Source organism: Bradyrhizobium sp. USDA 241, from assembly GCF_049739505.1.
Classification (GTDB): Bacteria; Pseudomonadota; Alphaproteobacteria; order Rhizobiales; family Xanthobacteraceae; genus Bradyrhizobium; species Bradyrhizobium liaoningense.
In genome coordinates this window covers 3,646,566-3,658,563 of record NZ_JBMGPZ010000005.1, presented here as the reverse complement: position 1 = coordinate 3,658,563, position 11,998 = coordinate 3,646,566, and the positions used below count along the sequence as shown (strand labels likewise).

The following is an 11,998-nucleotide window of genomic DNA, read 5'->3' as shown; positions in this document are numbered from 1 at the left end:
ACAGTCACAGCCGCAGCACCTTGCCGGGGTTCATGATGTTCTGCGGATCGAGCGCGCGCTTGATGGTGCGCATGATGTCGAGCTCGGTCTTCGACCGGTAGTGGCTGAGCTCGTCGAGCTTGTCGATGCCGATGCCGTGTTCCGCCGAGATCGATCCGCCCATGGATGTGATGAGGTCGTTCACGGCCCGCGTGATGGCGCCCTTGTATTGGGTCAGTGTCTGCTGATCCATGCCGACCGGCCCCATGAACGAGAAATGCAGATTGCCGTCGCCGATGTGTCCCAGGGGGTAGGGGCGGATGGTCGGGAGGATGTCGATCACGGCCTTGGTCCCCTTGTCGATGAAGTCCGGTATCCTGGAGATCGCCACCGACACGTCGTAGCTCAGTCCCGGACCCTCGGCCCGGGAGGCCTCGGCCACACCCTCCCGGATCCGCCACATGTTGCGCGACTGGCCGACCGTGTGAGCGATCGCGGCATCGAGCACGCGGCCGGCCTCGAGCTGGTCGGCAAGGAACTGCTCCAGCTTCTCGGACATGCCCTCGGTCCCATCCCGGCGTGGGCGCGCAGACGACCATTCGAGCAGGAGATACCATGGCGTGTCCGCCTTGAGCGGATCCTGGGTGCCGGGAATGTGGCGCAGCACCATGTCGATGGCGGCGCGGCTCATCAGCTCGCAGGAGCCGACATTGTCCTCGGAGGCGCTATGGGCTTCGGACAGGATCTCCAGCGCCGCGCGTGGATCCCGGATCGCCAGCCACGCGGTGCTGACGTCCTTCGGCGCCGGCCACAGCTTGAGCACGGCCTTGGTGATGATGCCCAGCGTGCCTTCGGCGCCCATGAAGAGGTGCTTGAGGTCGTAGCCCGTATTGTCCTTCTTGAGCGCACGCAATCCGTCCCAGACGTCGCCGTTGGGCAGGACGACCTCGAGCCCCAGCACGAGATTGCGGGCGTTGCCGTAGCGCAGCACCTGCACGCCGCCGGCGTTGGTCGAGAGATTGCCGCCGATCATGCACGAGCCCTGGGCGCCGAGGCTGAGCGGCAGGAACCTGTCGTGCTTGCTGGCGGTCTCCTGCAGCGTCTGCAGCACGCAGCCCGCCTCGACCGTCATCGAATAGCCGACGGGGTCGACATCCAGCACGCGATTCATGCGGCCGAGCGACAGCACAATGCCGGTGTGCGCCGGCCAGGGCGTGGCCCCACCCATCAGGCCGGTGTTGCCGCCCTGCGGCACGATCGCGACGCCGTGCGCGTGGCAAAGCCTGACCACTTTCGACACTTCCTCGGTGCTGCCGGGACGAACGACGGCGCCGGCCCCGCCGACCAGTAGTCCCCGCCAATCGGTCACGAACGGCTGCTTGCCGTGCTCGTCCTCGATAAATCCCTTCTCGCCGACGATCGCGCGCAACGCATCGCGCATCTCGGCGGTCACGGGAGTGGTCGGGATGATGGGTGCGGACGACGGAGCCGGCATTTTGTTTCCCCTGGGGTACATCTTGGCGTGTACTCGATGTGCCGATCCCGGCAACGTTCAGGCAATCTTTGCAACATTTCTAAACAGCTCCGTCAACATCCCGCGGCTGTTGGGGCTTAGGACGCGCCCAGACTTTACAAATCAGGATCGGCAGAATGATATTGAAGTTTCCGGCGGCGCGCATGTGCATCGGCGCGGCCTGCCTCGTGCTTGTCGGCATCAGCCCGTTATGCGCAGAGCCGGTGTTCGACAGCCTGGCCGGCGCATGGTCGGGTATCGGTACGATGAAGCCGTCGGATGGTCCGCGTGAGAAGGTCCGCTGCAAAGTGGCATACAACGTCACCAGGTCGGGACGGTCGTTGACCCTCAATCTGCGCTGCGCAAGCGATGCGTACAAGATGGTCCTGTCCGCGAACATCGAGCAGAGCGGGACGGAGCTTTCCGGCAACTGGTTCGAGAGCGAATATCGACAGGGCGGCAAGGTCTACGGCACGAACAAGGACGGCCTGATCGAGGCGCGAATCGAGGGAAACACGGTGGCCGCGCTGGTGACGATCCAGACCAAGAGCAATCATCAATCCTTCCTGATGGAGGCGCCGGGGTCCTGGATGTCGGAGGTCGCGATCGAATTGAACAAGGATTCGAAGTGACGTTGATCCTCGTGCCGTAACAATCTTCCATACACGGCAATCGCTCTCCGTCTCGGCGCGCCCGGTGCTCGAGGGGTTCACCGGCTCGAGCGGATTGGTGACGCCGCCGTATTCGGCGTCACCAGCACGATCGGATACTACGCCATCGCGGGCTGCGGCTTGGGCTGCCGCGACAGCGCCAGCACGATCAGCGCGGCGAACACGCACAGCGCGCCGGCAATGAAGAACGCAGGCAGGTAGCTCTCATACACCGTGCGAGACAGGCCGGCGCCGAAGGCGGCGGCGCCGGCGCCGAGCTGATGGCCGGCGAAGATCCAGCCGAACACCAGATTGGCGCGCTCCGGTCCGAATTTCTGCGCGGTGATCCGCACCGTCGGCGGCACCGTGGCGATCCAGTCGAGCCCGTAGAACATTGCGAATACGGAGAGGCCGTAGAACGAGAAGTCGCTGAAGGGCAGGAAGATCAGCGAGAGCCCGCGCAGGCCGTAGTACCAGAACAGGAGCCAGCGATTGTCGTAACGGTCCGACAGCCAGCCTGACATGATGGTGCCGAAGAAGTCGAAGATGCCCATCGCAGCCAGCAGGCTCGCCGCCTGAACCTGCGGGATGCCGAAATCGAGGCACATCGGGATCAGGTGCACCTGGACGAGGCCGTTGGTCGAAGCGCCGCAGACGAAGAAGGTCGCGAACAGGATCCAGAACGCCGTCGATTTCGAGGCATCGCGCAACGTGCCGAGCGCAACGCCGGTGATCGTGCCGTGGCTGACCGGCGGGGCGGGCAGGGGCTCACTACCTTCATCGCCGAACGGGCGCAGGCCGACGTCGCTCGGCCGGTCGCGCATCACCAGCAGCACGGCGACCGCGGACACGCCGAGCGCGATGCAGACGAAGCCGAGTGCGAGCCGCCAGCCGTAATGGTCGGTGAGGCTTGCCAAGAGCGGCAGGAACACGAGCTGGCCGGTCGCGACGCTCGCGGTCATGATGCCGACGACGAGGCCGCGCCGTGCTGCGAACCAGCGCGTGGCAATCGTCGCGCCGAGCACCAGGGCGGTCATGCCCGTGCCGATCCCGATCACCACGCCCCACAGCGCGATGAGCTGCCAGACCTCGGTCATGCCCAGCGAGAGCACCAGCGCCGAGACCACGATCAGCTGCGCGACCAGCGTCACGTTGCGCAGGCCGTAGCGGTTGAGCAGGGCCGCCGCAAACGGGGCCATCAGCCCGAACAGGATGAAGCGGATCGACAGTGCGGAGGAGATCTCCGCCGTGCTCCAGCCGAACTCCTTCTGCAGCGGCACGATGAACACGCCGGGGGCGCCGACCGTGCCGGCGCTGATCAGCGCGGCGAGAAAGGTCACGCCGACCATCACCCAGCCGTAGTGAATGTTGTGGCGGGAAAGCGCTGCCGCGAGCCAGTTCGAGATCATTGGGCCTCAATCTTGGTTTGCGAGCCCCGGGAGACTCGCGTCATCGTTACACTCTGGCACAGGCGAGGGAAGGCTGAAATGACAGGCTTCCCTCAGTTTCGGCCCTTGCGGACGGCTAGTGCGCCGGCCGCTCCACTGCGATGGCCGTGGCCTCGCCGCCGCCGATGCAGAGCGCGGCAATCCCGCGTCTGAGGTTTTGCGCCTCGAGCGCATGCAGCAGCGTCACGATCAGCCGCGCGCCGGTGGCGCCGATCGGGTGTCCGAGCGCGCAGGCGCCGCCGTTGATGTTGAGCTTTTCGCGGGGAATGCCGAGATCGCGTTGCGCAGCCATCGCGACCACGGCGAACGCCTCGTTGATCTCGAACAGGTCGACATCGGAGGCAGCCCAGCCGACCTTGTCGAGCAGCTTGCGGATCGCCGGAATCGGCGCCGTGGTGAACCATTGCGGCTCCTGGCTGTGAGTGGCGTGGCCCTTGATCTCGGCGAGAACAGGCAGGCCGCCCCGATCGGCGAGCGAGCGCGTCGTCAGCACCAGCGCTGCGGCGCCGTCGGCATTGGCGGAGGAGGCCGCCGGGGTGATGGTGCCGTTGGCGCGGAACGCCGGCTTCAATCCGGGAATCTTGGCCGGGTCAACCTTCAGCGGATGCTCGTCATTGGCGATGACGCGCGGGCCGGCCTTCTCGGTCAGCGTGATCGGCGCGATCTCCGCCTTGAACGCGCCGCCCTCGACCGCCTTGCGGGCGCGGCTGAGCGTCTCCATGGCATAGGCGTCCTGGTCCTTGCGGGTGAACTGATAGGCTTCAGCCGTGGCCTCGCCGAAATCGCCCATGGAGCGGCCGGTCTCGTAGGCGTCCTCGAGCCCGTCCATCATCATGTGGTCGATGATGCGGTCATGGCCGACGCGATAGCCGCCGCGCGCCTTGGCGAGCAGATAAGGCGCGTTGCTCATGCTCTCCATGCCGCCGGAGACGACGATCTCGGCTGAGCCCGCGCGGATGATGTCGTGCGCCAGCATGGTCGCCTTCATGCCGGAGCCGCAGACCTTGTTCACCGTGGTGGCGCCGGTGGCATCGGGCAGACCCGCGCCACGCGCCGCCTGGCGCGCCGGCGCCTGGCCTTGTCCGGCCGGAAGCACGCAGCCCATGAAGACCTCGTCGACCTTTTCGGGCGCGAGCTTGGCGCGCTCCAGCGCCGCGCCGATCACGTGCGATCCGAGCTTGTGGGCGGCGAGCGGCGACAATTCGCCCATGAAGCGGCCGAGCGGGGTGCGGGCGGCGGAGACGATGACGACGGGATCGGCGGCTTCGGCCATGGCGGAACTCCCTGCGATGACGTAAGATTATGGTCATCATATGATGCGACGCAAAAAATGCAACCGCGCCAGGGATGAGAAAATGTCGTGGTTCAGATGAGATTTGGTCGTTCGATTGGAGGAGTATGGGGCAAATTGTTGTGTAGCGGCCACCCGGCACCTGGCTGTCATTGCCCCGCCTTCGCGGGGCAATGACACGGTTAGCGGAGCCTACCGCTTCCGGTTCACAAATGCCTGCATCAGCCGCGTCGGCTCGTCGGTCAGGAACGACTCGCCGAACACTTTCACACTGAGGTTCACCGACTCCGTCAGCGGCAGTTCCTCCCATTGCCGCAGCAGTGCCTTCTGCGATCGCAGCGCCTCGGGGCCGCATTCGAGCAGCGCCTTCACGGTGTGCTCGATCACGGCATCGAGCTCGCCTTCCGGTGCGACCTTGTCGATCAGTCCCCAGGCCAGCGCGGTCGGGGCGTCGATGTTCTCCGCCGTCATCACCAGCCAGCGCGCGCGGGCCCAGCCGATCAGGCGCGGCAAGAGAGCGGCATGGATCACCGAGGGGATGCCGACGCGCACCTCCGGCATGCCGAAATGCGCATCATGTGCGGCAATGCGGAAGTCGCAGGCCGCCGCCACTTCGAGCCCGCCGCCGAGACACCAGCCGGGCATCCGCGCGATCACCGGGGCAGGGAATTGGCGCACCGCCTCGCAGAGATCGCGCAGGCGGCTGATGAAGGTTTCGGCGGATTTCTGGTCGAGTTTGGCCATCTCCTTGATGTCTGCGCCGCCGATCATGCTCTTCTCGCTCTGGCCGCGTAGCACCACGACCCGAATGCTGCGGTCGGAGGCGAGCTGCTGGAGGCCTTCGCGTACGGCCTCGGTAACGGGCGAGCCGAGAATGTTGAGCGGGCCGGCGTTGCAGATCGCGACATGAACGACGCCGCGCGCATCGCGCGTCACGCCGCAGTGGTTGTTGAGCATTTCCATCGGGGCATCTCGAAGGTTTCGTGGACGCGTGCGAGGCGCACTGGTCGGGATCACTTCCGGGCCGAAACGGCCGGCTTGTCAAGCGGGGCCCATGAGACCGAGTTGCCAGCGTGAAGTCCGTGGCATAGTATGACATATGTCATTCAATGAGGTGGCCATGACCGACATCGATCAAATCGCCCTGTTTTCGCCGGCGCAGCGGCGTGAGCGCGTGGTGGACTGGCAGGTGCCGGCGCCGGTCGCGAAAGCGGCGATGGGCCTGTCGGGCATGGACGCCATGCTCGGCATTCGCGACGGCCGGCTGCCGCCGCCGCCTTTTGCAAAGCTGATCGGGTTCATCATGGCCGTTGTCGAACCGGGCCGGATCGTCATGGAACTGGAGCCGCGCGAAGATCTCGAAAACACCATCGGTCTTCTCCACGGCGCGACCGCAGCGGCGCTGCTCGATACGGCCATGGGATGTGCGATCTCGACCCGGCTCGAGGCCGGGCAAAGCTCGGTGACCCTCGATCTGAAGCTGACCTATCTGCGTCCGCTGTCGGTTCGCTCCGGGCTGATCTCGGCCGAAGGCAAGGTGATCAAGCTGGGGCGCCAGACCAGCTACACCGAGGGCTTTGTCCGCGACGGCAAGGGGGCCCTGGCGGTCCACGCAACTGCAACCTTTTCCATGATCGGCGCAACTTAACGTGAATTAATGCACCGATCCCGGCATTTGCGTGCTATGAGATGACTCTCGACATCCAATGAGATCCGCATGCGCTATTCCCCGGAACACAAGCAGGAAACCCACGACCGCATCGTGAAGAAGGCCTCCGTGCGGCTGCGCGAGAAGGGTGCCCACGGCATCGGCGTCGCCGATCTCATGAAGGAGGCGGGCCTGACCCATGGCGGCTTCTACGCGCATTTCGATTCCCGCGAGGCGCTGGTGATCGAGGCCTTTGGCTATGCCATGGACCGCTCGATGGAGCACTGGCGCAAGCTCACCGGCGAGGCCGCTCCTGAAAAGCGCCTGGCGCTGGTCGCGGAAAGCTATCTGTCCACGCTGCACCGCGACAATCCCGGCCATGGCTGCTCGATCCCCGCTCTGGGCGCCGAGATCGCCCGCGAGAGCCCGAAGACACGCAAGGCCTTTGCCGGCAAGCTCGACCAGATGATCGAGATGATGACCGATTATGTCCCGAACATGCCACGCAAGGCCGCGCGCAAGCAGGCGATCGCGACGCTGGCGACGATGGTCGGCACCATGCTGCTGGCGCGCATCGCCGGATCGAACGAATTGTCGGACGAGGTGCTGAAGGCAGGCCGGGATAGCGCGCTCGATGGCGTGAAGCGCGAGCCGAAGGTGCCTGCTGTGAAGAAGGTGAAGCAAGGCTAGCCAAGCTCGGCAGGGCGTTCACCGTCCCGCAAACAGCGCCCGTTCGCGCTCGACGATCTCGCTGATGTAATCCGCCACCGCCCTGATCCGCGCGAGGTCCTTGCTGTCGGCGTGCATCAGCATCCAGAATGTCCGCATGATCGAGATGTCGTCCGGCAACACTGCGACAAGCTGCGGATGATCGCTCGCCATGAAATGCGGCAGCACCGCAATGCCGAAGCCTGAGAGCGTGGCATTGAGCTGAGCGATCAGATTGGCGCTGCGAAAGCGCGCGGAAATCCGCGGCGACACCTGCGGCAGATAGTCGAGCTCCGGCGTGAACAGCAGCTCCTCGATATAGCCGACGAAGCGGTGCTGCGGCAGGTCTTGCCGTGACGAGATCCTGGGAAAGCGGTCGAGATAGGCTGGCGCGGCATAGAGCCCGAGGCGGTAGTCGAGCAGCTTGCGGCCGACGATGCGGCCTTCCTTCGGCATGGTCAGGCTGATGGCGATATCAGCCTCGCGCTTGGAGAGACTAAACAGCCGCGCGGTTGCCACAAGTTGCAAATCGAGATCGGGGTAGCGGTCGGCGAAGGGGGCGAGCCGTGGCGCCAGGAAGGCAGTGCCGAACCCGTCGGGTGCGCCGATCCGCACGGTGCCGGTCAGCCGTGCGACCGAGCCGCCGACCTGCTCCTGGTTGGCAACGATGGTCGATTCCATCGCTTCCGCACTGTCGGCGACGCGCTGGCCTGCCTCGGTGAGGAGATAGCCGGTCTTGCGCCGGTCAAACAGCTTGGCCGAAAGGTGCTTTTCCAGCCGATCGACGCGGCGGATCACCGTGGCATGGTCGACGCCGAGCTGTTTTGCCGCAGCCGAGACCGAGCCGCCCCGCACGATGGCCAGCACGAAGCGAAAGTCGTCCCAGTCGATAGCGCCTTGATCCAGCATTTTCGCACATCTATGGTGCATTATCTCAGACTTGAATCCTATAAAATGCAGGTCGATAGGATTTGTCAAAGCGACCACGCTCGGCCTAAGGAGATCATCCCATGCGTTCAATCGGACATTTCATCGGTGGCAAGGAGGTCAAGGGCACCTCGGGCCGCACTGCCGACGTCTTCGAGCCGATGACCGGTGACGTCCAGGCCAAGGTCGCGCTGGCCTCCAAGGCCGAGGTGCGCGCCGCCGTCGAGAACGCGCGCGCAGCACAGCCCGAATGGGCCGCAACCAATCCGCAGCGCCGCGCCCGCGTTATGATGAGGTTCGTCGAGCTGGTGCAGCGCGATTACGACAAGCTCGCCGAGTTGCTCGCCCGCGAGCACGGCAAGACCGTGCCCGACGCCAAGGGCGACATCCAGCGTGGCCTCGAGGTCGCGGAATTCGCCTGCGGCATTCCGCATCTGATGAAGGGCGAATACACCGAGGGCGCCGGCCCCGGCATCGACATCTATTCGATGCGCCAGCCGCTCGGCGTCGTCGCCGGCATCACGCCGTTCAATTTCCCGGCGATGATCCCGATGTGGAAGTTTGCGCCGGCGATCGCCTGCGGCAACGCCTTCATCCTGAAGCCGTCGGAGCGCGACCCCGGCGTGCCGATGCTGCTCGCTGAACTCATGATGGAAACGGGCCTGCCGGCCGGTATCCTCAACGTCGTCAACGGCGACAAGGAGGCGGTCGACGCCATCCTCGACGATCCCGACATCAAGGCCATCGGCTTCGTCGGCTCGACTCCGATCGCGCAGTACATCTATGAGCGCGCCGCGCAGACCGGCAAGCGCTGCCAGTGCTTCGGCGGCGCCAAGAACCACGCCATCATCATGCCCGACGCAGACATGGACCAGGCCGTCGACGCGTTGATCGGCGCAGGCTACGGCTCGGCCGGCGAACGCTGCATGGCGGTCTCGGTCGCGGTGCCCGTCGGCAAGTCCACCGCGGATCGGCTGATGGAAAAGCTGATCCCGCGTGTCGAGAGCCTCAAGATCGGCACCTCGATCGATCCGTCGGCCGATTACGGCCCGCTGGTCACGCGCGAGGCGGTCGAGAAGGTCAAGGGCTACATCGACATCGGCATCAAGGAAGGCGCGACGCTCGCCGTCGACGGCCGCGGCTTCAAGATGCAGGGCTACGAGAACGGCTTCTATCTCGGCGGTTCGCTGTTCGACAACGTCACCAAGGACATGCGGATCTACAAGGAAGAGATCTTCGGCCCTGTGCTCTCGGTCGTGCGTGCGCACGATTACAAGGAAGCGCTGGCGCTGCCGTCGGATCATGACTACGGCAACGGCGTTGCCATCTTCACCCGCGACGGCGACGCCGCGCGCGACTTCGCGGCCAAGGTGAACGTCGGCATGGTCGGCATCAACGTGCCGATCCCGGTGCCGATCGCCTATTACACCTTCGGCGGCTGGAAGAAGTCCGGCTTCGGCGATCTCAACCAGCATGGCCCGGACTCGATCCGCTTCTACACCAAGACCAAGACGGTGACCTCGCGCTGGCCGTCCGGCGTCAAGGAAGGTGCGGAGTTCTCGATCCCGCTGATGAAGTGATCCTCTCAGGAGCGAGGCCGGGATGCAGTTCGCTCTGAACGAGGATCAGATCGCGGTTCGCGACATGGCGTTGGCGTTTGCGGCGGAAAAGATCGCGCCGCACGCGCTGCGCTGGGACGAGGAGAAGCATTTCCCCGTCGACGTCATGCGCGAGGCCGCCACGCTCGGCATGGGCGGTATCTACATCCGCGACGATGTCGGCGGCTCCGCCATGACGCGGTTCGACGCCGCGCTGATTTTTGAAGCGTTGGCGACGGGCTGTCCGACCACCTCGGCCTTCATTTCCATCCACAACATGGCGAGCTGGATGATCGATGCCTTCGGCAGCGACACCCAGCGCCACACATGGCTGCCAAAGCTCTGCACCATGGAGCTGATCGCGAGCTACTGCCTGACCGAGCCGGGCGCGGGCTCCGATGCGGCAGCGCTGCGCACCCGCGCGGTACGCGACGGCGACCACTACGTCCTCAACGGCCAGAAGCAATTCATCTCCGGCGCAGGCGGCACCGATCTTCTGGTCGCGATGGTCAGGACCGGCGGCGACGGCCCCGGCGGCATCTCAACCCTCGTCATCGACGGCAAGACGCCGGGCGTCTCCTTCGGTGCCAATGAGCGCAAGATGGGCTGGAACGCGCAGCCGACCCGCGCGGTGATATTCGAGAACGCCCGCGTGCCGGTTGCCAATCGGCTCGGCGAGGAGGGCGTCGGTTTCAAGATCGCGATGGCCGGTCTTGACGGCGGCCGCCTCAACATCACGGCATGCTCGCTCGGTGGCGCGCAGACCGCGCTCGACAAGGCGCGCGCCTACATGAAGGAGCGCAAGGCGTTTGGAAAACGCCTCGACGAATTCCAGGCCCTGCAATTCCGCCTCGCCGACATGGCGATCGAGCTCGAGGCTGCCCGCACCTTCCTGTGGCGCGCCGCTGCGGCACTCGATCGGAAGGACTCCGACGCCACCATGCTGTGCGCGATGGCCAAGCGTTTCGGCACCGATGTCGGCTTCGAGGTCGCCAACCACGCGCTCCAGCTTCACGGCGGCTACGGCTACCTCAGCGAGTACGGCATCGAGAAGATCGTGCGCGACCTGCGCGTGCACCAGATCCTCGAAGGCACCAACGAAATCATGCGGCTCATCGTGGCGCGCAAGCTGATCGAGGGCGCGCGATGAGTTCGGCGGAGGAGGGCGATCTCATCGTTCGCCGCGAGGGCGCAGCGGGCGTGATCCGGCTCAACCGCCCGAAGGCGATCAACGCCATGACGCTGGAGATGTCCATCGGCATCGATGCGGCGCTGGACCGGTTTGAAACCGATCCCGAAGTCGGGTTGATCATCCTGGAAGGCGCCGGCGAGCGCGGCCTCTGCGCCGGCGGCGACATCCGCGGCCTCTGGGAGAGCTCGCGCGAGGGCGGCGATCTCGGCGCGCGGTTCTGGCGCCAGGAATACGTCATGAATGCGCGGATCGCGAAATATCCGAAGCCCTATGTCGCGTTCATGGATGGCCTCGTCATGGGCGGCGGCGTCGGTCTCTCCGGCCATGCCAGCCACCGCGTCGTCACCGACCGCACCAAGCTCGCGATGCCCGAAGTCGGGCTCGGCTTCTTCCCCGATGTCGGGGGCACCTGGCTGCTGTCGCGCTCGCCCGGCGAGATCGGCACTTATTTCGGTCTGACCGGCCAGACCATGAACGGGCCCGACGCGATCCACGCCAAGTTCGCGGATGCCGTGGTGCCGGCAGCCAAATGGCCGGAGCTGCGCGAGGCGCTGACCAAGCTCCGTCAGGGCGCGACCGCAGCCGACGTCAGCAAGCTCATCAATGGCTTTGCGACGGGCGAGACGGGCGGGCCGGTGACCGCAAAGCAGGCGGCCATCGACGCTCTGTTCGGCTTCGACCGCATGGAGGACATCGTCGCGGCGCTGAAGCGTGAGGGCTCCGAATTCGCACAGGCGACGCTGAAGACGCTCAACGAGAAATCGCCGCGCGGCATGGTGGTGACGCTGAAACTGCTGCGGCTCGCGCGCAAGGCGTCGAACCTGGAAGAGTGCCTGGTGCGCGAATACCGCGCCGCGCTGGAGGTCTTCCGCAGTGACGATTTCCGCGAGGGCGTGCGTGCCGCCGTGATCGACAAGGACCGCAATCCGACCTGGTCGCCGCCGCGGATCGAGGATGTGACGCCGGAGATGCTTGCGCCGTATCTCGCCGAGATCGGCGCCGACGAGCTGAAGTTCAACTAACAACGCTACAGCGGAGGAAACG

11 protein-coding genes are annotated in these 11,998 nt (G+C 65.4%); 6 read left to right on the top strand and 5 right to left on the bottom strand.

The features are described 5' to 3' along the window. Positions 1 to 4: 4 nt before the first annotated feature. Positions 5 to 1,474, bottom strand: coding sequence for an FAD-binding oxidoreductase (locus ABIF91_RS39620; protein ID WP_028178423.1), 1,470 nt, complete (start codon positions 1,472 to 1,474; stop codon positions 5 to 7). A gap of 155 nt (positions 1,475 to 1,629) precedes the next feature. On the opposite strand from ABIF91_RS39620, the gene ABIF91_RS39615 reads away from it, so the two are divergent. Further along, positions 1,630 to 2,124, top strand: a complete 495-nt coding sequence (locus ABIF91_RS39615) for a hypothetical protein (protein ID WP_028178424.1) — start codon at positions 1,630 to 1,632, stop codon at positions 2,122 to 2,124. A 137-nt stretch (positions 2,125 to 2,261) separates the two neighbouring features. Here the strand turns inward: ABIF91_RS39615 and ABIF91_RS39610 are convergent, their stop codons facing one another. The 3 genes from ABIF91_RS39610 to ABIF91_RS39600 form a co-directional block, all read right to left on the bottom strand. Continuing rightward, positions 2,262 to 3,551 (bottom strand): MFS transporter, encoded by a 1,290-nt coding sequence (locus tag ABIF91_RS39610; protein WP_028178425.1) that lies wholly within the window; start codon positions 3,549 to 3,551, stop codon positions 2,262 to 2,264. Between the two features lie 115 nt (positions 3,552 to 3,666). Then, positions 3,667 to 4,863, bottom strand: coding sequence for an acetyl-CoA C-acyltransferase (locus ABIF91_RS39605; RefSeq protein WP_035675744.1), 1,197 nt, complete (start codon positions 4,861 to 4,863; stop codon positions 3,667 to 3,669). A gap of 210 nt (positions 4,864 to 5,073) precedes the next feature. After that, positions 5,074 to 5,844 (bottom strand): enoyl-CoA hydratase, encoded by a 771-nt coding sequence (locus tag ABIF91_RS39600; RefSeq protein ID WP_028178427.1) that lies wholly within the window; start codon positions 5,842 to 5,844, stop codon positions 5,074 to 5,076. A 157-nt stretch (positions 5,845 to 6,001) separates the two neighbouring features. On the opposite strand from ABIF91_RS39600, the gene ABIF91_RS39595 reads away from it, so the two are divergent. Beyond that, positions 6,002 to 6,529 (top strand): PaaI family thioesterase, encoded by a 528-nt coding sequence (locus ABIF91_RS39595; protein ID WP_028178428.1) that lies wholly within the window; start codon positions 6,002 to 6,004, stop codon positions 6,527 to 6,529. A gap of 69 nt (positions 6,530 to 6,598) precedes the next feature. After that, entirely contained in the window at positions 6,599 to 7,219 is a 621-nt protein-coding gene (locus ABIF91_RS39590; RefSeq protein ID WP_035675742.1) for a TetR/AcrR family transcriptional regulator, read from the top strand. Between the two features lie 18 nt (positions 7,220 to 7,237). Here ABIF91_RS39590 and ABIF91_RS39585 read toward each other — a convergent pair whose 3' ends face one another. Then, complete coding sequence (locus ABIF91_RS39585) at positions 7,238 to 8,146, bottom strand: LysR family transcriptional regulator (RefSeq protein ID WP_028178430.1); 909 nt, start codon at positions 8,144 to 8,146, stop codon at positions 7,238 to 7,240. A 101-nt stretch (positions 8,147 to 8,247) separates the two neighbouring features. On the opposite strand from ABIF91_RS39585, the gene ABIF91_RS39580 reads away from it, so the two are divergent. The 3 genes from ABIF91_RS39580 to ABIF91_RS39570 are packed head-to-tail and all read left to right on the top strand — an operon-like array spanning position 8,248 to position 11,976. Then, entirely contained in the window at positions 8,248 to 9,744 is a 1,497-nt protein-coding gene (locus tag ABIF91_RS39580) for a CoA-acylating methylmalonate-semialdehyde dehydrogenase (RefSeq protein WP_424579736.1), read from the top strand. Positions 9,745 to 9,766: 22 nt separating this feature from the next. Continuing rightward, entirely contained in the window at positions 9,767 to 10,912 is a 1,146-nt protein-coding gene (locus ABIF91_RS39575; RefSeq protein ID WP_028178432.1) for an isobutyryl-CoA dehydrogenase, read from the top strand. Continuing rightward, a complete protein-coding gene (locus ABIF91_RS39570; RefSeq protein WP_028178433.1) occupies positions 10,909 to 11,976 on the top strand; it encodes an enoyl-CoA hydratase/isomerase family protein in 1,068 nt (355 codons plus the stop codon). The genes ABIF91_RS39575 and ABIF91_RS39570 overlap by 4 nt, the downstream gene beginning before the upstream one ends. Positions 11,977 to 11,998: the final 22 nt, after the last annotated feature.

What these genes read in the sequence shown, in the direction of transcription:
- ABIF91_RS39620 (WP_028178423.1), bottom strand. Translation starts at nt 1,474, where the DNA reads ATGCCGGCTCCGTCGTCCGCACCCATCATCCCGACCACTCCCGTGACC.
- ABIF91_RS39615 (WP_028178424.1), top strand. Translation starts at nt 1,630, where the DNA reads ATGATATTGAAGTTTCCGGCGGCGCGCATGTGCATCGGCGCGGCCTGC.
- ABIF91_RS39610 (WP_028178425.1), bottom strand. Translation starts at nt 3,551, where the DNA reads ATGATCTCGAACTGGCTCGCGGCAGCGCTTTCCCGCCACAACATTCAC.
- ABIF91_RS39605 (WP_035675744.1), bottom strand. Translation starts at nt 4,863, where the DNA reads ATGGCCGAAGCCGCCGATCCCGTCGTCATCGTCTCCGCCGCCCGCACC.
- ABIF91_RS39600 (WP_028178427.1), bottom strand. Translation starts at nt 5,844, where the DNA reads ATGGAAATGCTCAACAACCACTGCGGCGTGACGCGCGATGCGCGCGGC.
- ABIF91_RS39595 (WP_028178428.1), top strand. Translation starts at nt 6,002, where the DNA reads ATGACCGACATCGATCAAATCGCCCTGTTTTCGCCGGCGCAGCGGCGT.
- ABIF91_RS39590 (WP_035675742.1), top strand. Translation starts at nt 6,599, where the DNA reads ATGCGCTATTCCCCGGAACACAAGCAGGAAACCCACGACCGCATCGTG.
- ABIF91_RS39585 (WP_028178430.1), bottom strand. Translation starts at nt 8,146, where the DNA reads ATGCTGGATCAAGGCGCTATCGACTGGGACGACTTTCGCTTCGTGCTG.
- ABIF91_RS39580 (WP_424579736.1), top strand. Translation starts at nt 8,248, where the DNA reads ATGCGTTCAATCGGACATTTCATCGGTGGCAAGGAGGTCAAGGGCACC.
- ABIF91_RS39575 (WP_028178432.1), top strand. Translation starts at nt 9,767, where the DNA reads ATGCAGTTCGCTCTGAACGAGGATCAGATCGCGGTTCGCGACATGGCG.
- ABIF91_RS39570 (WP_028178433.1), top strand. Translation starts at nt 10,909, where the DNA reads ATGAGTTCGGCGGAGGAGGGCGATCTCATCGTTCGCCGCGAGGGCGCA.